The following is a 17,156-nucleotide window of genomic DNA, read 5'->3' on the forward strand; positions in this document are numbered from 1 at the left end:
CTTACCAGCCTCCCAGGCCGTAGGGCTTCAGCAATGCTTCAGCCAGGATCGCACCGAAATGCAGGAACAGATAAAGCAGCGACAGTTTGAAGAAGCTGCGCTCCACCTTGAAGTTGTCGCCTTCCGAGTCGTCTTCATTGCGGCGGGTGATTTTCCAGGCGCCGTGCAGGAACAGCGCGTTCATTACCAGCGCTGCTGCCAGATAAAACGGGCCGCCGATGCCGGAGAAGGCAGTGCCAATGGCCAGAAGCGCCAGCAGGACAGTGTAAACCAGAATATGGACACGGGTGGCGCGGCGGCCGTGAGTCACGGTCAGCATCGGCACGCCGGCATCGTCATAGTCCGACCGCATAAACAGCGCCAGTGCCCAGAAATGCGGCGGGGTCCACATGAAGGTGAGCAGGAACATCAGCCAGGGTTCCACCGACATGGTGCCGGTGGCGGCAATCCATCCGATCACCGGCGGGAAGGCCCCCGCTGCACCGCCGATCACGATATTCTGCGGCGTCGCCCGCTTCAGCCACATGGTGTAGACCACCACATAAAAGAATATGGTGAAGGCTAGGAACGCCCCGGCAAAGACGTTGGCGGCCAGCGCCAGCATGATCACCGACAGGCCCGACAGCGCCAGTCCCAATGCCAGTGCCTCGCCCGGCTCGACCTTGCCAGCGGGGATCGGGCGGCCCTTGGTGCGCTTCATCACCTTGTCGATGTCAGCGTCCCACCACATGTTGAGCGCCCCGGACGCACCGCCGCCGATGGCGATAAACAGGATGGCACAGAAGCCGATGACAGGGTGCACACCAACCGGGGCCGCCAGCAGCCCGACCAGAGCCGTGAACACCACCAGCGACATGACACGGGGCTTCAGCAGGGCGAAATAATCGCCAAAACTGGCCTCGTCCTCATATGCCCGGCTTGCGTTGATGCTTGCGTCGCTCATCTTCAGTCCTTTGGCGGCAGCAGGTGCGCAACGCTGCGCACCCTGATCTTTTGACTATACCATACGAAACCCCCTCAAGCTCCGTATGGCCAGTTCTCAGTTGGAGGCGACCTGGTAGGCCTGCGGGAGGCCCGCATATTCTTCCTTGGCGCCTTCCAGCCAGGCGTCGTATTCAGCCTGGGTCACAACCTTGACAGTGATCGGCATATAGGCGTGATCCTTGCCGCACAGCTCGGAGCACTGGCCGAAGTAGACGCCCTCTTTGCCTTCCTCAACGTTGAACCACAGCTCTGCCAGACGGCCGGGAACCGCGTCCTGTTTCACGCCGAAGGCCGGAATGGTCCAAGAGTGGATCACATCAGCCGCCGTCACCTGCATCACAACGGTCTTGCCCGAGGGCACCACAACGGCAGTATCGGTGGCCAGCAGCCATTCGTCTTCGGCATAACCGTTTGCAGCCAGCTGGTCCTTGGGCAGCAGGAAGCTCTCGAAACCGAATTCGTGGTCGGTGTATTCATAGCCCCAGTACCACTGGTAACCGGTCACCTTGATGGTGAGGTCGGCCTTGGGGATTTCCTGCTGGGCAAACAGCTGCGGCAGCGAGAAGGAACCGATGAATACCAGAACCAGGATCGGGACAATGGTCCAGGCGATCTCAACCGGGGTGTGGTGGGTGAACTTGGCCGGTGTCGGATTGGCCCGCTTGTTGAAGCGGACAATGGCGTAGACCATCAGACCAGCAACAAAAACACAGATCACGGTGATGATCACCAGGATCATGTAATCCAGTTTCTGCAGGCCATCCGCCAGCGAGGTCGCCGCCGGCTGGAAGTTCAGGCCGCCGTTAACCGGCTTGCCAATGGTTTTCAGACCTTCTTGCGCCATTGCTGGAAGGCTTGAAAGGCCGGCGAAAAGGCCCGAAAGCATCAAAGCGTTTTTCATGTTCTGTCCTGATCGTTTGATCGCATTGTTCCTGCGGCAGCACGAATGCGGGGGAATCATTGATTCCCACAAAACGCACCTGCCCCGTTGTCTTTGACGCCGCTTAAAATCATATTCAGGCGTACAGATAAAGAGGCAGGCAAGCGTCAAACCGTCGCTTTCTTGATTTAGATCAAAAAAATCCGAGGACCGTGCTATGGAAACCCCCGCCTTTCGCCCGTTTGAAACCGCGCTCCCCGAGGATGAGGCCCTCGCCTGCCTGCGCGACGCGCTGAATGGTGCGGAGGACGGGGAGATTTTTGCAGAACGCCGAAAGTCCGAAGCGCTGTCCTTTGATGACGGGCGGCTGCGCAGCGCCAGCTATGATGCCTCCGAAGGCTTTGGCCTGCGGGCGGTGAACGGGGATGTGGCAGGGTATGCGCATTCCACCGATGTCTCCATCGGGTCGCTGAAGCGGGCGGCAGAGACCGCCAAGCTGGCGGTGGGAAGCGGCGGCGGCACCTATTCGGATGCCCCCCAGGCGACCAACGCCAAACTCTACACCGATGCCGATCCGATCAGCGCCATGCCGTTTCCGGTGAAGGTGGAGACGCTGCGCGAGGTTGACGCCTATGCGCGCGATCTGGATCAGCGCGTGGTGCAGGTTTCCGCGTCTTTGGCCGCCTCGCTGCAAGAAGTGGAGATCCTTCGCGCAGACGGAGCGCGGGTGCGCGACATCCGCCCGATGGCACGTTTCAACGTGTCGGTGATCGTCGAAAAGGACGGCCGCCGCGAAAGCGGCTCGGCAGGCGGCGGCGGGCGGCTGGGGCTTGACGGGCTGGTCGACCCCAAGAACTGGCAGGCACAGGTGCAAGAGGCGCTGCGGATTGCCCTCGTCAACCTGGATGCGGTCCCTGCCCCGGCGGGCGAAATGGATGTCGTGCTTGGCCCCGGATGGCCCGGTATTCTGCTGCACGAGGCAATCGGCCACGGGCTGGAGGGAGACTTCAACCGCAAGGGGTCTTCCGCCTTTGCGGGTCTGATGGGGCAGCAGATCGCCGCCAAGGGCGTCACCGTGCTGGATGATGGCACCATCCCCGACCGGCGAGGCTCTATCACCGTGGATGACGAAGGCACGCCCAGCCAGAAAACCACGCTGATCGAGAATGGCGTGCTGGTCGGCTTCATGCAGGACCGGCAGAACGCACGGCTGATGGGAGTGGCGCCCACCGGCAACGGGCGGCGCCAAAGCTATGCCCATGCGCCGATGCCGCGGATGACCAACACCTATATGCTGGGCGGCGACGCCGACCCCGGCGAACTGGTGTCAGGTATCAAGGACGGCATCTGGGCAGTGGGGTTTGGCGGCGGCCAGGTGGACATCACCAATGGCAAATTCGTGTTCTCCTGCACCGAGGCCTACAGGGTGAAGGACGGCAAGGTCGGCGCGCCGGTCAAAGGGGCCACGCTGATCGGCGACGGCGCTACCGCGCTGCAGCAGATTCGCGGGCTTGGCAATGACATGGCGCTTGACCCGGGCATGGGCAATTGCGGCAAGGCAGGCCAATGGGTACCGGTCGGCGTCGGCCAGCCCTCGGTTCTGATGGGTGGCCTGACGGTGGGCGGTTCGGCAGCCTGAGGTAACGCAACTCTCTGTAAAACGCTGTTTTACAAATGAAAACCGGCCCGGAAGCCAGGACTTCAGGGCCGGTTTTTAGTCTGGACAACCACCAGCTCCCTGGATGAATCCCCATTATCCAATTGCCCCGGCGTCTCGGGAAAATTTTCGCGAAATTGGCCAAAAACGTTCTGACGTTCACCACCTGTTAACCCCCTTAAGGTTAATTCTGGTCCTGCAAACAGGCGGAGCTGCGGATGACCGAAGAAGCACATTCTTCCACTCACCCCCCACTCCCACCCACCACGGAAGATACCCGGTTTTCCTGGCTTCGCCTTTTGCGCTCTAAGCGGGTCGGCCCGGTGACCTTTCACCGGCTGCTCGCCGAATATGGTTCAGCGCAGAACGCGCTGGATGCGTTGCCCGAAGTGGCACGTTCCGCAGGTATCAAAGGGTATGAAACATGCCCCGCCAAGGCGGTAGACGCTGAAATTAGGACCGCAAGAGCCGCCAAAGCGCGGCTTTTGTGCTTTTACGACCCGGAATACCCTGAACTTCTCCGCAGCCTGAAAGATGCGCCGCCGCTGCTGTGGGCCATTGGCGACCTTGCGGCGTTGCAGCGCCCGATGATTTCCATGGTCGGCGCACGCAACGCGTCTTCGCTGGGGCTGCGCATGGCCAGATCGCTGGCGCAAAACCTGGGCGAGGCCGGCTATACCGTTGTGTCCGGCATGGCCCGCGGCATCGACAGCGCTGCACATCAGTCATCGCTGCAAACGGGAACAATTGCTATTCTGGCAGGCGGCGCCGATGTGATCTACCCGGCAGACAACACCCGGCTTGCCGAAGACATTATCGAAACCGGGCTGCGCCTGTCAGAGCAGCCTATGGGCAAGACACCGCAGGCCCGCGACTTCCCAAAACGCAACCGGATCATTGCCGGTATGTCCCGCGCCGTCGTGGTGGTGGAGGCGGCCGCGAAATCCGGCAGCCTGATCACCGCCCGGGACGCGCTGGATTACGGGCGCGAGGTACTGGCGGTGCCCGGTCATCCCTTTGATGCGCGCAGTTCCGGCTGCAACAGGCTGATCCGCGACGGCGCCCTGCTGGTCCGCAATGCCGCTGACGTGCTGGAGGCGCTGCCGCCGCATGACCCGCCACAGGAAAAGACGCCGGCAGCCGGCAGCCCGCAGCCGGCCTTGGCCGGCCTGCCGCCGCAGCCGCCCGATCGGCGCAGCCGGGCGCAGACCAATGCCCTGCATCAGCAGATCCTCGGCAGGCTCGGCCCCTCCCCGACCTCCGAAACCGACCTGCTGCGCGACCTCTCCCTGCCGCCGCAGCAGCTGGCCCCGGCGCTGACGGATCTGGAGCTTGAAGGCGCGATCCGGCGCCAGCCGGGCGGGCTGCTGTCCAAGGCCTTTCCTGAAAATGAAGACTGACCCAGCACGTCCCGCCTTGCCCCTGCCGTCCTCCCCGGATCGCGGGTTCAGGCTGCCGTGAACCACCGGAATACCACCCGAAACGGCCGGTTTCCTGCCGCGTTCATTGCGCCTGGATTGACAATCTCCCCTTGCGCCCCACATCCTGCCCCGCCATAGAACCCGCAGAAGCGGTCCGAAGAGGGTACAGAATTTATGCCAGTAGTCGTTGTCGAATCCCCGGCCAAAGCAAAGACAATCAACAAATATCTTGGCTCCAACTATACGGTTCTGGCGTCTTACGGGCATGTGCGCGACCTGCCGGCCAAGGATGGCTCGGTCGATACCGAAGCCGATTTCGGCATGACCTGGGAGGTCGGCAATGATTCCCGCAAGCACGTCAAGGCGATTGCCGACGCGCTGAAAGAGGACAATGCGCTGATTCTCGCCACCGACCCCGACCGCGAGGGCGAGGCGATCAGCTGGCATCTGCAGGAGGCGCTGACCAAGCGGCGCTCGATCAAGAAGGACACCGCGGTCAGCCGGGTGACCTTCAACGCGATCACCAAGGAAGCGGTGACCGAGGCGATGCAGAACCCCCGCGAAGTCGACATGCCGCTGGTCGAGGCCTATCTCGCCCGCCGCGCGCTGGACTATCTGGTGGGGTTCAACCTGTCGCCGGTTCTGTGGCGCAAGCTGCCGGGCGCGCGTTCCGCAGGCCGGGTGCAATCCGTCTGCCTGCGCCTGATCGTCGAGCGCGAGATGGAAATCGAGGCGTTCAACGCGCAGGAATACTGGTCGGTGCGGGCACAGATGGCGACCCCGCGCGGCCAGGAGTTCGAGGCGCGCCTGACGGTGCTGGGCGGCGACAAGCTGGACAAATACAGCCTGAAAAACTCCACCGCCGCGGAACTGGCGGTTCAGGCCGTGGCATCGCGCCAGCTGTCGGTGCTGTCGGTCGAGGCCAAGCCTGCCTCCCGCAACCCTTCTGCCCCGTTCATGACCTCTACCCTGCAACAGGAGGCCAGCCGCAAATTCGGCATGGGCGCGCGCCAGACCATGAACGCCGCCCAACGCCTGTATGAAGCCGGCCACATCACCTATATGCGGACCGATGGCATCGACATGGCGCCAGAGGCGGTGCAGGCCGCCCGGGCCGAGATCGAAACGCGTTACGGCGCAGAATATGTGCCGTCCTCTCCGCGGATCTATAAGAACAAGGCGAAGAACGCCCAGGAAGCGCACGAATGTATCCGCCCGACGGATATGAGCCGCGACGCGGCCAGCCTGAAAGTCACGGATGACGATCAGCGCAAGCTGTATGACCTGATCTGGAAGCGCACTCTGTCGTGCCAGATGGAAGGTGCCCGTCTGGAACGCACCACCGTCGAAATCGGCTCGGATGACAAACAGGTCGTGCTGCGCGCCACCGGACAGGTGATGCTGTTTGACGGTTTCATGCGGGTGTATGAAGAAGGCCGCGATGATGTGGCCGACGAGGACGACAAGCGCCTGCCGCAGATCATGGAAGGCGAAGCGCTGAAATTTGCGTCTTCGCTGGCGGCCCAGGCTGACAAGGCCGGCAAAGAGGCATCCGTGCTTTCTAAGGACGGCGCCGTGCTGGCGCTGCAGCACCACACCCAGCCGCCGCCGCGCTATACAGAAGCGACACTGGTGAAGCGCATGGAAGAGCTGGGCATCGGCCGCCCCTCGACCTATGCCTCCGTCATCACCACGATCCAGGACCGCGAGTATGTCCGCAAGGACAAGAACCGGCTGTTCCCCGAAGACAAAGGCCGGATCGTCACCATATTCCTGCTGAATTTCTTCCGCAAATACGTAGGCTATGAATTCACCGCCAATCTGGAAGAAGAACTGGATGACGTCAGCGCAGGACAGCGCGACTACAAGGACCTGCTGGGCAAGTTCTGGCGCGATTTTTCCGCCGCCATTTCGGAAACCTCCGATCTGCGCATCACCGAGGTGCTGGACGTGCTGGACGCAGCACTTGCGCCGCAGCTCTATCCGCCGCGCGAAGACGGCAGCGACCCGCGCATCTGCCCCAAATGCGGCGCGGGCCAGCTGCATTTGAAAACCTCGCGCACCGGCGGCTTTGTCGGTTGCGGCAATTACCCGGAATGCACCTACACCCGTCCCATCGCCGGCGAAGGGGCTGATGGCGATGAACGCCTGCTGGGCATGGACGGCGAAGATGAAATCCATCTGAAGGCCGGCCGCTTTGGCCCTTATGTGCAGCGCGGCGAAGCAACGCCCGAGAACAAAAAACCGCCGCGCGCCAGCCTGCCCAAAGGCTGGAACAAGGACGATATGGACCTGGAGAAGGCGCTGACCCTGCTCAGCCTGCCGCGCCAGATCGGCGATCACCCCGAAGGCGGCGTGATTTCTTCCAACTTCGGCCGCTTCGGCCCCTATCTGATGCATCAGATGCCAGAGGAGGAAAAACCGGTTTACGCCAACCTCAAGGACCCCAATGATGTCTTTGAAATCGGCATGAACCGGGCGGTGGAACTGCTGGCAGAAAAACGCGCCAACCCGGGCCGCCGCGGCAGCCGCGCCGCCGCCAAGCCGCTGAAGGAATTGGGCGATCACCCCGACAGCGGCGGTGCCATCAATATCATGGACGGGCGCTACGGGCCTTACGTCAAATGGGAGAAGGTGAACGCCACCCTGCCCAAGGATGTCGAACCCAAGGACGTGACCATAGAGATGGCGGTGGAGCTTATTGCGGAAAAATCCGCAAAGGGCGGCAAGAAGAAAGCCGCAGCCAAAAAGCCCGCAGCCAAGAAAAAAGCCGCGCCGAAGAAGGCCGCGGCAAAAGACTGACACCCGGCGGCATGGGCTTGGGCGGGGCGCTCCCGCCGGTTCCAGGCGCATTGGCATGCGCCCTCACCGTTGGGCCCGGCGCCGCTGGCACGGCGCGCCCGCGGCTGCCGGACATGTTGCGCAAGAGGGCAAGGGCGGTGCAGCCGCCGTGCCAGCGGCTCGCCCTTGACATGGTGCAGAACAGGTTCAGGTCGGCAAACGCCCTTTAAGGGCAGGCCTGAACCTTCAAGGCGCCTCAGCCAAGCCCCGATTTGCGCCGCGCAGCGGCGCCACACCCAAGCCTCAGGGCGTTTTTGCCGCAGGCAATGGCTTCAGGAAGGCGCGGGAGCATTCCCCTCTCTGCCCTCCGTAGAAATACGTGTCACTCTCCGTATTCATTGACTCTGCTCCTGCCGGCAGCCAGAAATCCCGCAACCGGCATACTGGGAGAACTCCATGAAGAAGGTATATTCCAACGCTGCTGAAGCGCTCGACGGGCTGCTTCACGACGGCATGTTCATCGCCGCCGGGGGCTTCGGCCTCTGCGGCATCCCCGAACTTCTGCTGCAGGCGATCAAGGACGCAGGCACCAAGGACCTGACTTTTGCCTCCAACAACGCAGGCATCGATGACTTCGGCATCGGCATCCTGCTGCAGACCCGGCAGGTGAAGAAGATGATCTCGTCCTATGTGGGTGAGAACGCCGAGTTCATGCGCCAGTACCTGAGCGGTGAACTGGAACTGGAATTCAACCCGCAGGGCACCCTGGCCGAGCGGATGCGGGCCGGCGGCGCTGGCATCCCAGGCTTTTTCACCAAGACCGGCGTCGGCACCGTGATAGCTGACGGCAAGTTTGAAAAGCAGTTCGCCACCGGCCCGGACGGCGCCATGGAAGACTACATCATGGAAGAAGGCATTTTTGCCGATCTCGCCATCGTCAAGGCCTGGAAGGCCGATGAGACCGGCAACCTGGTGTTCCGCAAGACCGCCCGCAACTTCAATGCGCCTGCCGCCACCTGCGGCAAAGTCTGCGTGGCCGAAGTCGAAGAAATCGTGCCGACAGGCTCCTTGGACCCGGATTCGATTCACCTTCCCGGCATCTATGTGCACCGCATTATTCAAGGCCAGCACGAGAAACGCATTGAACAGCGCACTGTCCGCCAGAAGGAGCAAGCATAATGCCTTGGGACCGCAATCAGATGGCGGCACGCGCCGCACAGGAACTGCAGGACGGCTGGTATGTGAACCTTGGCATCGGTATCCCGACGCTGGTGTCCAACTACATCCCGGAAGGCGTGGAAGTGACCCTGCAGTCGGAGAACGGCATGCTGGGCATGGGCCCCTTCCCCATTGAAGGCGAAGAGGACGCGGACCTGATCAATGCCGGCAAGCAGACCATCACCGAGCTGCCGCAGACCGCCTATTTCGACTCTGCGCAGTCGTTCGCGATGATCCGCGGCGGCAAGATTGCCATGGCGATCCTGGGCGCGATGGAAGTCGCCGAAAACGGCGATCTGGCAAACTGGATGATCCCCGGCAAGCTGGTCAAGGGAATGGGCGGCGCCATGGATCTGGTCGCAGGTGTCGGCCGCGTGGTGGTGGTGATGGACCACACCAACAAACACGGCGACAGTAAGGTGCTGAAGGACTGCACCCTGCCGCTGACCGGCAAGGGTGTGGTGGACCGGATCATTACCAACCTGGGCGTTCTCGACGTCGTGGACGGCGGTCTGAAGATTGTCGAACTCGCAGATGGCGTCAGCGAAGACGAGATGCGCAGCGCGACCCAGGCCACCCTGGTAAACTGATCCCGGATCAAACGGGACAAACCGGGTCCGCCGGTTTCCTCGGCGCATTCCGGGATTCAGGACACTGAGACAGCACCTGCCGGGAAACCTCTCGGCAGGTTTTTTTTACGAATTGCATTGGCGTGAAATGATTTGGGCGATGCGGGGCCTCCGTCCCACTGCCACAGCGAGGTCGTCCGACGGTCAGGAATATTCCGCACCTAATCCTTGCGCGCAGGGCTTCCCGGCCGCCCCCGGAAATCAACCAGAGTACGTGTGGCCGTGTCGGTCGCGGCAGCTATGGCATCGCTGCCGCCCTCGCTGTGCCCGTATTCTAACGGTCTGGTGCCCTGCAGCGCACAAGTCTCGCATCAACCAAGGTTCCGGCACCTTCGACGAGTCCCGGAGCTTACCCTCTCAGTGGCGGCGGCCAGAACGAACGGATCCTGCAGGTCTTCGAATATGAACAGGACCTCAAGGCCAGGGAAGCAGGCGGGGTGATGATTTGCCCCGCTGAATCATCAGGATCGGAAAAAGCAGCACGGCAATCTGCGCTTGCAGCGGGCCTTGCTCAATGCGGCCAGCTTCAATGATGCTGTGCAGGCTTTCATCGCTCATGGATGCAGGGAAGAAATGCGGCATAAGCCGGATTTGCAGCTGCATCACCTGGCCTTCGAGAAGGCAGAACCCCGGGAACGGAAAGCGCCAGAAGAAGCTCGGGATCGCTTGATCAAAGCGCAGTTCATTCAATCCGGCTGTCGCGGTGGCAATCTTCAACATCTGCCGCGTCAGTTGCAACTTATACGGCCCGTGTCCCGGATTCGGACGAGACCCGCAAATGCCGCAGCGCCGTGCCACCGCCGCCGTAATGCAGACACCAGCCATGCGCCCGGCGCAAACGCGAGCCAGTCTAAAGCGCCGGACCCTGGCTTGCCTGCTCCACTGGCCATGGCCCATCCAAGGAACACCGCCGTGGAGAAACTCCGGGCCCTTTGAATGCCATCTCAATCAACAAGCCCCGGCGGAAAATCTCCGCCAGGGCCTCGCTGCGTGCCATTTCCCGGAGTACGTCACCGTTTCCGGCGGGTCTTTCCTGTGGAGATCCGGTTCACAGTCAAATCCCGGCTGCGGACCCAGGCCGTTCTCGCGGCCGCTGCGTGTGCCAGATGGCGCCCTCGGGCGGGTTGACGATTTCCCACATATAGACCCGCTTGTCGTACCAGTTGACCATTTTCTCCTTGCCGTCTTCGAACACCACCACACAATAGCTGCCATCGGCCGGATCACAGCTGTCGCGCCCCAGCAGCGTCACGATGACCGGATCTACCAGGTGGCGGCTGACCAGCACTTGCGCCTTGACCATCTTGCCCGACAGATACAGCCCGCCGGCAAACAGCGCCGCCGCCAGCAGGATGAAACCGGGCGCTGTGAAGTTTCTGAACGGGGCCGCCCTGGCAATGCCCGGTGCAAAGGCCACAAAAACCAGCCGCCCGAAAAAACCCGCAAATGCAATAATCCCGATCAGGACAACGTTGCTGGTCAGCTGTTGCGAACCCGCGGCATCCGCCGACGGGTCAAATCCAAAATTCAAAACCTGCCTCCAATATCGTATAGCTTGAAAATGCCGTCCAGAAATCAATTCATTCGGGCAGAAAAATGTCCGCCGCCTGCCGGTTTCGTCAAACTTCTGAGATTTTTTTCAGCCGACGGCACCTTGGGCAGCCCGCCCCCGTTTTCGATGTTGCAAAGACCTTGAAAAGACGCCGCTCAACGCCGGACTGACACTGCCGCCTGCACGCCTAACGCGCCGCCCTGCGCCCGCGGCAGAGTCACCGGCAACAGCGCACCGCCTGCAAGAATCGCCGCACAAGCGGCCATCAAGATATCGCGTTTCATTGCATCCCCTCCTGAATTCGGGCTGGTTATCCTGCCGTTCCGCGTCCGCTCAGGCGCGGCTGCCAGAAAATTCCGGGGCCAGGCATATGCGGCCCGGGTTGCCGGGCTGCGTGCCTTTCGCCGGGGCGCTCAGCGCCGCTGCTATGCAGGATGCTAGTACTATTGGCCCAAACGGCGATGTCATCGGCTTAAACAGGCGTTTCATAACAGTTTCCTCAATCGTTAGGGTGTACCATTCGGTTAACCCATGAATTTTGTATGTACTGGTCAGTAAATTAACTCAAGGAAAATTTGCCGCCGCCTGTGTGCAGCAGGGTATCCAGACCGCTCACCATTGAAATTACGAAACAAAAACTTTTGCGTTTTCGCCTCAAGGGATCAAATGTATGTACAGACCGGTACACATAAGGACGAATCATGCGCCCGAACAAACGAGATGAATTGGTTCGCAAAGCCCTGGAAGTGTTCTACCGCAGCGGATTTCACGCCACGGGAATGGACACGCTGGTCAAGGAAACCGGCGTATCCAAGACCTCCATGTACAAGCATTTCCGTACCAAGGATGACCTGATCATTGCTGTCCTGCAGCTGCGGGACGCGAACTTCCGCAGCTGGCTGTATGGCCGCATGGAGGAACTGTCGGACACACCGGCGGGACAACTGATCGGTATCTTCACCGCCCTGGGGGAATGGTTCGGCAAGCCCGAATTTGCCGGCTGTATGTTTGTAAAGGCCAGCTCCGAATTTCAGGACCACGCGCATCCGGTGTACAAGCAGGCCAGCGAACACAAGCAGATGCTGCTGGACCATTTCACCGCCCTGGCCAGATCGGCAGGGGCGCCTGATCCGGCGGCACTGGCCCGGCGGCTATTGATGCTGAAGGAAGGCGCCATTGTCCTGGCTGCCATGTCGGTCACTCCCGATCCGGCAGAGGACGCGCTGCAAACCGCCCGGTTGCTGTTGCAGCCTTATCTGGAAAACAGCTGACCGCGCTTTATTTACCCAGCCGGAAAACACACCCGTCGGACAAAAACTGCGGCGGCGTCATGCACAGGCCGCGCGCCACCTGATAGGCAGCCAGGACCTTGGGCACGTAATCGCGCGTCTCGGCATAGGGCGGCACCCCCTGATGCGAGCGCACAGCCCCTTCCCCCGCGTTGTAGCCGGCCAGAACCAAAATGGGATCGCCGCCGAATTCCCCCATCAGCCAGTTGAGATACTGAATACCCCCGGCAATGTTCTGCTGCGCCTCCAGTGCATCGCTCACCCCGAAGCGTTTGGCGGTATCGGGCATCAGCTGCATCAGCCCCTGCGCCCCGGCAGAGCTGACCGCATCTGCCTTGCCGGCAGATTCAACTGCGATCACCGCCAGGACCAGGGCCGGCGACACCTCGGTGCCGACGCTTTCGGTCAGGATCTGCACTCCGCGTTCCTGCACGATATCCTGCATCAGCTGCAAACGCGGGGCTGCCAGGCCTTTGGCTCCGCTCAAGGCCTGCAGGGCGTCATCCAGACGCCCCGGCCCTGATCCCTCAAGCCCGAAGGCGACCTTGTCCCAGAACCAGCCATAACGGCCGGCCGGTTTTGCACCGCTGTCTGCGGCAATTGCCGCAGGCGCCGGCAGCTCTGCCTCAGGTTCCGGCTCAATCTGTATGGTAATGCGCTTGCCGGTGCCCGGGGCCGGCGGCTTGATGCGTTTGGCTTCGAACTGAGGGAAAGGCCGGGGCTGCACCTCCTGCGCCACTGCAGCCAGTGGCATGGCACAGGCTGCCAGCGCCAATACTGCGGTCCGGATCGACATTGCTCTGCCTGCCTGTGGTTTCAATCCGTTCCAACCTGTGAAAATTGGCGCCCGAAGGCCAGTATTCCTGCCCCAGAATCTGGCGCAACCGCCTTATTTGCCCCGGACTGGCGCTGAAATATCACGGGACACGATAAGGTAACAAAAAATTAATCGCGCAAAATCAGATGGATGCGGAACTTATTGCCGAAAAGTAAAAATTGGGCGGCTCCATGCGGATTTCAGCCCAAATCCTGCCACGCTGCACTGGCTATATGTATTCATCCAAGCCGGACAGTGGTCGAGCAGGTGAGAGAGCAGACCCTGGCGAGATGGCGGGATGACACATTCAGAGATCCTTTGGAGGGACCGAACCATGATCAAATTCATCAAAAACTTCCGCAAAGACGACTCCGGCGCCGTGACTGTTGACTGGGTTGTGCTGACCGCAGCCGTCGCCGCTCTGGGCGGTGTTGTCTACACCGCTATCGAAGACGGTGCTTCGGACCTGACCAGCAAAACCGGCTCCTACCTGAGCACCCAGGCTCCGACCTGATCTCATTTAGTGGTCTGACTTGACCGCGTTACAGGCCGCCCGTTCCCGGGCGGCCTGTTTCTATTTCAGGCTGACGTTAGCCGCGCAAAAAGCGGACTGGCATCAACCACGCAGGAAGCAAGCCAATTCAGGCCTTTCATATTTCGGTGCAAAAGCGTTAGCCTCCTGTTGCACCCCTTCCAAATCTCGCCGCCTTCCTCAGGTATTTCCAGCGGTCAGCTTAACCGTCCGGTTTCCCGGCAATAGGGCAGAAAACTCAGTATTACGCCCCATTAACGCCCTATTCATAAAGCTTAATAGACTCATCAACCGGCGGGCAGGCCAGAAGGAGAGAGCTGACCAGATCGCCCGGCGGGTCAGATACAGCATTTCAGTTTCCTTTGGAGGGACCAAACCATGATCAAATTCTTCAAAAACTTCCGCAAAGACGACTCCGGCGCCGTGACTGTTGACTGGGTTGTTCTGACCGCAGCTGTCGCCGCTCTGGGCGGCGTGGTCTACACCGCTATTGAAGACGGTGCTTCGGACCTGACCAGCAAAACCGGCTCCTATCTGAGCACCCAGGCTCCGACCTGATCACTGCCTGACTTGAGAGGCGGCAACGGGCAGTCCGGCGCCGCCTCCACCCCGGAACCGTTTTGGCAGCGAGGTTCAGACTGTGAAAAAGCTACGTTTTTATATCGCAAGCGACGACGGCGCGGTTACCGTCGACTGGGTTGTCCTGTGCGCTGCAATCGTCGGGATGGCCGCAATGATTGCAGCGGCAATGGAAGATGGCGCCCTGGGCGCGGCGCAAGCAATTGCCGCCTACATGTCCAACTGGTCGTTCAGCTGAATCCGGCAGAAGCCCAGAGCTCCAGTCACAGTTTGAACAATCCAGCAGCCGGCTCCGCCCCGCGGGGCGCCGGTCGAAATGTATGAGAGGTATCGCAATGCGTGCAGTTTTCGGACTTGTGCTGATCGTCGGGGTGGCCCTCGCAGGCGGCGCCGTCATGATGGCCAAAAACTATATCTCGGCCTATCAGAATGAACTGGCCAACGAACGCGCAGCCCGTGCCGAGGCGGTGCCGATGGTGGATGTTTTCGTTGCCACCAAACCCTTGAAATACGGCGAGCGGCTGTCCCAAGAAGCCGTGCGTGCCGTGCGCTGGCCGCAGAACGCCATCCCCGAGGGCGCCTTTACAACCCTGGAGGCGCTGTTTCCGCCGCATGCCGGTGATCAGCTGAGGGTGGTTCTGCGCGCCATGGAAGCGGATGAAGCCATCATGGCCGTCAAGGTTACCGCGCCGGGCAAAGACGCCGGCATCACCTCCCGGCTGCAGCGCGGCATGCGCGCCTTTGCAATCAAGGTCGATGTCTCATCCGGCGTTTCGGGCTTCCTGCGGCCTGGCGACAAGGTGGACGTCTACTGGACCGGCATGATGCCCGGCTCGGCCGGTGCCCGCGGTGAAGTCACCCGTCTGATCCAAACCAATGTGGAACTGGTGGCCGTGGACCAAAGTGCCGGCGGCGACATCAACGAAGCCATCATTGCCCGCACCGTCACCGTTGCCGCCCACCCCAAGCAGGTCGCCGCGCTGGCACAGGCGCAATCCACCGGGCGGCTGTCGCTGGCCCTGGTCGGCGCCGGCGATGACACAATCGCCTCGGTTGTCGAAGTGGACCAGCGCTCCTTGCTGGGCCTGGGGGCCCTGGAAGCGCCGCAGGAAGTGGAAAAGGAAAAAGTCTGCACCATCCGCACCCGCCGCGGAGCAGAGGTTGTGGAGATTCCGATCCCCTGCACCAACTAGAAATTTCATTTTAGCGCCGACCTTTACAGGCTCAGCCGTCCTTTTTCAGCAAAGGGCGGCTGTTTTGCCTGTTGCGCAGGCCCCACAATGGCCTCCGGTCAGGAACACCCCCGAAGCCATTGATTCTTGCAATAATTCGGGATCTGCACCACAGTGCCCGAAAGAGCGGGCAAAAAGACCCGTATTTTGAGGCGTGATCGGAAAGGCAGGTCACATGGCAATTGGACGGTTCGTAGCGGCGGCCCTGCTGGGTCTATCGCTGATTGGTATGCCGCAGGCAGACGGAGCATCAGCGCAATCATTGCGGGTGGTGAAAAAAGGCACGGCATCCAGGCTGGACGTGCCGATGAACCGCGCCGTGGTGGTGGAAAGCGAAATCCCTTTTGCTGAGCTCAGCATTGCCAACCCCAGCATTGCAGACATCTCCTCCCTGTCCGACCGCACGATCTATGTGCTGGGCAAATCGCCCGGCCTGACCACGCTGACGCTGCTGGACGGCTCCGGCCGGCTGATCACCAATGTCGATGTGCGGGTGGCCGCGGATGTGACCGAATTCAAGGAACGCCTGCGCCAGATCCTGCCCAATGAAAAAATCGAAGTCCGCACCGCCAATGACGGCATCGTGCTGTCCGGCACCGTGTCCAGCGCAGTGCGGCTGCAGCGGGCGCTGGACCTGGCTGAACGCTATGCGCCGGAACGGGTCAGCAATCTGATGTCGGTCGGCGGCGTGCAGCAGGTGATGCTCAAAGTCCGCTTTGCCGAAATGCAGCGCTCGGTCTCCAAATCCCTGAGCGCTTCGCTGGGCTTCAACGGCGGCACCGGCAGCGGCCGCACCGGCGGCGTCAACACGCTCAACACATCCGGCGCGCTGGCCAACTCTCTGGCTGGCAACATCCCGGCTGCCAACGCCAACACCGGCGCCTTCCTGTTCGGCTTCAACGCAGGCTCTGTCCAGGTCAGCCTGCTGCTGGAAGCGCTGGAGCAAAAGGGCGTTGTCCGCACCCTCGCCGAACCCAACCTGTCCGCTTTGTCAGGGCAGGAGGCGAAATTCCTGGCCGGCGGTGAGTACCCGGTTCCGATTGCCCAGGAAGACGGTGTCATCACGGTTGATTTCAAACCATTCGGCATCGAACTGAACTTCATTCCCCGGGTGATCGACGGCGATCTCATCAATCTGGAACTGAACGCGGCGGTCTCGTCCATCGACCCGTCCAATTCGCTTGAACTCAGCGGCCTGACCATCGACGCCTTCTCCCGGCGCGAGACCTCCACCACTGTGGAAATGCGCGACGGCGAGAGCTTTGCCATTGCCGGTCTGATCCGCGACGAGTTCCTCGACAATTCCTCGCAGCTGCCCTGGCTGGGCGATGTGCCGGTGCTGGGGGCGCTGTTCCGCAGCGCCGACTACCAGCGCGAACAGACCGAGCTGGTGATTATCGTCAGCGCCCATCTGGTCACCCCGACCCGCGGCGAGGCGCTGACCCTGCCGACCGACCGGGTGGCGCCGCCGAGCGAAAAGGACCTGTTCCTGTTCGGGCGCACCTCCCGCAGCAAAAACGGCCCGGCTGCCGAAGTGGCCAAACAGGATTTCAATGGCTCTTACGGCTACGTGCTGGACTGATAG

Annotated in this window: 18 protein-coding genes; 11 read left to right on the forward strand and 7 right to left on the reverse strand. The window is 61.3% G+C overall.

Annotated elements, in window-relative coordinates:
- Position 1: 1 nt before the first annotated feature.
- On the reverse strand, positions 2-943 hold the full coding sequence (cyoE, locus tag METH_RS13100; protein ID WP_024090955.1) for a heme o synthase: 942 nt from the start codon (positions 941-943) through the stop codon (positions 2-4).
- Positions 944-1,039: 96 nt separating this feature from the next.
- A complete protein-coding gene (gene coxB / locus METH_RS13105) occupies positions 1,040-1,885 on the reverse strand; it encodes a cytochrome c oxidase subunit II (RefSeq protein WP_024090956.1) in 846 nt (281 codons plus the stop codon).
- Between the two features lie 196 nt (positions 1,886-2,081).
- On the opposite strand from coxB, the gene tldD reads away from it, so the two are divergent.
- The 5 genes from tldD to METH_RS13135 all read left to right on the forward strand — a co-directional run bounded on the left by tldD (position 2,082) and on the right by METH_RS13135 (position 9,531).
- Positions 2,082-3,503 carry a metalloprotease TldD gene (tldD, locus tag METH_RS13110; RefSeq protein WP_024090957.1) on the forward strand — a complete coding sequence of 474 codons (1,422 nt, stop codon included), beginning with the start codon at positions 2,082-2,084 and terminating at the stop codon, positions 3,501-3,503.
- A 236-nt stretch (positions 3,504-3,739) separates the two neighbouring features.
- Positions 3,740-4,921 carry a DNA-processing protein DprA gene (dprA, locus tag METH_RS13115; RefSeq protein ID WP_024090958.1) on the forward strand — a complete coding sequence of 394 codons (1,182 nt, stop codon included), beginning with the start codon at positions 3,740-3,742 and terminating at the stop codon, positions 4,919-4,921.
- 195 nt (positions 4,922-5,116) lie between these two features.
- Entirely contained in the window at positions 5,117-7,744 is a 2,628-nt protein-coding gene (gene topA, locus METH_RS13120; protein ID WP_024090959.1) for a type I DNA topoisomerase, read from the forward strand.
- 435 nt (positions 7,745-8,179) lie between these two features.
- Entirely contained in the window at positions 8,180-8,902 is a 723-nt protein-coding gene (locus tag METH_RS13130; protein WP_024090961.1) for a CoA transferase subunit A, read from the forward strand.
- Positions 8,902-9,531, forward strand: coding sequence for a 3-oxoacid CoA-transferase subunit B (locus METH_RS13135; protein WP_024090962.1), 630 nt, complete (start codon positions 8,902-8,904; stop codon positions 9,529-9,531). The genes METH_RS13130 and METH_RS13135 overlap by 1 nt, the downstream gene beginning before the upstream one ends.
- Positions 9,532-9,984: 453 nt before the next feature.
- Here METH_RS13135 and METH_RS13140 read toward each other — a convergent pair whose 3' ends face one another.
- The 3 genes from METH_RS13140 to METH_RS25170 all read right to left on the reverse strand — a co-directional run bounded on the left by METH_RS13140 (position 9,985) and on the right by METH_RS25170 (position 11,406).
- Positions 9,985-10,290, reverse strand: coding sequence for a hypothetical protein (locus METH_RS13140; RefSeq protein ID WP_024090963.1), 306 nt, complete (start codon positions 10,288-10,290; stop codon positions 9,985-9,987).
- Between the two features lie 334 nt (positions 10,291-10,624).
- On the reverse strand, positions 10,625-11,101 hold the full coding sequence (locus tag METH_RS13145; RefSeq protein ID WP_024090964.1) for a hypothetical protein: 477 nt from the start codon (positions 11,099-11,101) through the stop codon (positions 10,625-10,627).
- Positions 11,102-11,277: 176 nt separating this feature from the next.
- Entirely contained in the window at positions 11,278-11,406 is a 129-nt protein-coding gene (locus METH_RS25170) for a hypothetical protein (protein WP_024090965.1), read from the reverse strand.
- Between the two features lie 417 nt (positions 11,407-11,823).
- Here METH_RS25170 and METH_RS13150 point away from each other — a divergent pair, with 417 nt between their 5' ends.
- On the forward strand, positions 11,824-12,393 hold the full coding sequence (locus tag METH_RS13150) for a TetR/AcrR family transcriptional regulator (protein ID WP_024090966.1): 570 nt from the start codon (positions 11,824-11,826) through the stop codon (positions 12,391-12,393).
- Positions 12,394-12,400: 7 nt separating this feature from the next.
- On the opposite strand, the gene METH_RS13155 is transcribed toward METH_RS13150, so the two are convergent.
- On the reverse strand, positions 12,401-13,207 hold the full coding sequence (locus tag METH_RS13155; protein WP_024090967.1) for a lytic transglycosylase domain-containing protein: 807 nt from the start codon (positions 13,205-13,207) through the stop codon (positions 12,401-12,403).
- A gap of 355 nt (positions 13,208-13,562) precedes the next feature.
- Here METH_RS13155 and METH_RS13160 point away from each other — a divergent pair, with 355 nt between their 5' ends.
- Positions 13,563-13,742, forward strand: a complete 180-nt coding sequence (locus METH_RS13160) for a hypothetical protein (RefSeq protein WP_024090968.1) — start codon at positions 13,563-13,565, stop codon at positions 13,740-13,742.
- A 198-nt stretch (positions 13,743-13,940) separates the two neighbouring features.
- Here the strand turns inward: METH_RS13160 and METH_RS23955 are convergent, their stop codons facing one another.
- Positions 13,941-14,111, reverse strand: a complete 171-nt coding sequence (locus METH_RS23955) for a hypothetical protein (RefSeq protein WP_156927488.1) — start codon at positions 14,109-14,111, stop codon at positions 13,941-13,943.
- A gap of 27 nt (positions 14,112-14,138) precedes the next feature.
- On the opposite strand from METH_RS23955, the gene METH_RS13165 reads away from it, so the two are divergent.
- The 4 genes from METH_RS13165 to METH_RS13175 all read left to right on the forward strand — a co-directional run bounded on the left by METH_RS13165 (position 14,139) and on the right by METH_RS13175 (position 17,153).
- Positions 14,139-14,318, forward strand: a complete 180-nt coding sequence (locus METH_RS13165) for a hypothetical protein (RefSeq protein ID WP_024090969.1) — start codon at positions 14,139-14,141, stop codon at positions 14,316-14,318.
- A gap of 82 nt (positions 14,319-14,400) precedes the next feature.
- Positions 14,401-14,577, forward strand: a complete 177-nt coding sequence (locus tag METH_RS24335) for a hypothetical protein (RefSeq protein WP_024090970.1) — start codon at positions 14,401-14,403, stop codon at positions 14,575-14,577.
- 97 nt (positions 14,578-14,674) lie between these two features.
- Positions 14,675-15,532 carry a Flp pilus assembly protein CpaB gene (gene cpaB, locus METH_RS13170; RefSeq protein WP_024090971.1) on the forward strand — a complete coding sequence of 286 codons (858 nt, stop codon included), beginning with the start codon at positions 14,675-14,677 and terminating at the stop codon, positions 15,530-15,532.
- A gap of 214 nt (positions 15,533-15,746) precedes the next feature.
- The gene (locus tag METH_RS13175; protein ID WP_024090972.1) at positions 15,747-17,153 is read left to right on the forward strand and encodes a type II and III secretion system protein family protein; all 1,407 of its coding nucleotides are present in this window, start codon (positions 15,747-15,749) and stop codon (positions 17,151-17,153) included.
- Positions 17,154-17,156 lie beyond the last annotated feature (3 nt).

It is taken from the genome of Leisingera methylohalidivorans DSM 14336 (genome assembly GCF_000511355.1).
GTDB lineage: Bacteria > Pseudomonadota > Alphaproteobacteria > Rhodobacterales > Rhodobacteraceae > Leisingera > Leisingera methylohalidivorans.

Excerpts from the sequence above, each read along its gene's own strand:
- METH_RS13155 (WP_024090967.1), bottom strand. The coding sequence starts at position 13,207 with ATGTCGATCCGGACCGCAGTATTGGCGCTGGCAGCCTGTGCCATGCCA.
- METH_RS23955 (WP_156927488.1), bottom strand. The coding sequence starts at position 14,111 with ATGCTGTATCTGACCCGCCGGGCGATCTGGTCAGCTCTCTCCTTCTGG.
- METH_RS13135 (WP_024090962.1), top strand. The coding sequence starts at position 8,902 with ATGCCTTGGGACCGCAATCAGATGGCGGCACGCGCCGCACAGGAACTG.
- dprA (WP_024090958.1), top strand. The coding sequence starts at position 3,740 with ATGACCGAAGAAGCACATTCTTCCACTCACCCCCCACTCCCACCCACC.
- cyoE (WP_024090955.1), bottom strand. The coding sequence starts at position 943 with ATGAGCGACGCAAGCATCAACGCAAGCCGGGCATATGAGGACGAGGCC.
- METH_RS25170 (WP_024090965.1), bottom strand. The coding sequence starts at position 11,406 with ATGAAACGCGATATCTTGATGGCCGCTTGTGCGGCGATTCTTGCAGGC.
- topA (WP_024090959.1), top strand. The coding sequence starts at position 5,117 with ATGCCAGTAGTCGTTGTCGAATCCCCGGCCAAAGCAAAGACAATCAAC.
- METH_RS13140 (WP_024090963.1), bottom strand. The coding sequence starts at position 10,290 with ATGTTGAAGATTGCCACCGCGACAGCCGGATTGAATGAACTGCGCTTT.
- coxB (WP_024090956.1), bottom strand. The coding sequence starts at position 1,885 with ATGAAAAACGCTTTGATGCTTTCGGGCCTTTTCGCCGGCCTTTCAAGC.
- METH_RS13150 (WP_024090966.1), top strand. The coding sequence starts at position 11,824 with ATGCGCCCGAACAAACGAGATGAATTGGTTCGCAAAGCCCTGGAAGTG.
- METH_RS13175 (WP_024090972.1), top strand. The coding sequence starts at position 15,747 with ATGGCAATTGGACGGTTCGTAGCGGCGGCCCTGCTGGGTCTATCGCTG.
- tldD (WP_024090957.1), top strand. The coding sequence starts at position 2,082 with ATGGAAACCCCCGCCTTTCGCCCGTTTGAAACCGCGCTCCCCGAGGAT.
- METH_RS13165 (WP_024090969.1), top strand. The coding sequence starts at position 14,139 with ATGATCAAATTCTTCAAAAACTTCCGCAAAGACGACTCCGGCGCCGTG.
- cpaB (WP_024090971.1), top strand. The coding sequence starts at position 14,675 with ATGCGTGCAGTTTTCGGACTTGTGCTGATCGTCGGGGTGGCCCTCGCA.
- METH_RS13130 (WP_024090961.1), top strand. The coding sequence starts at position 8,180 with ATGAAGAAGGTATATTCCAACGCTGCTGAAGCGCTCGACGGGCTGCTT.
- METH_RS13160 (WP_024090968.1), top strand. The coding sequence starts at position 13,563 with ATGATCAAATTCATCAAAAACTTCCGCAAAGACGACTCCGGCGCCGTG.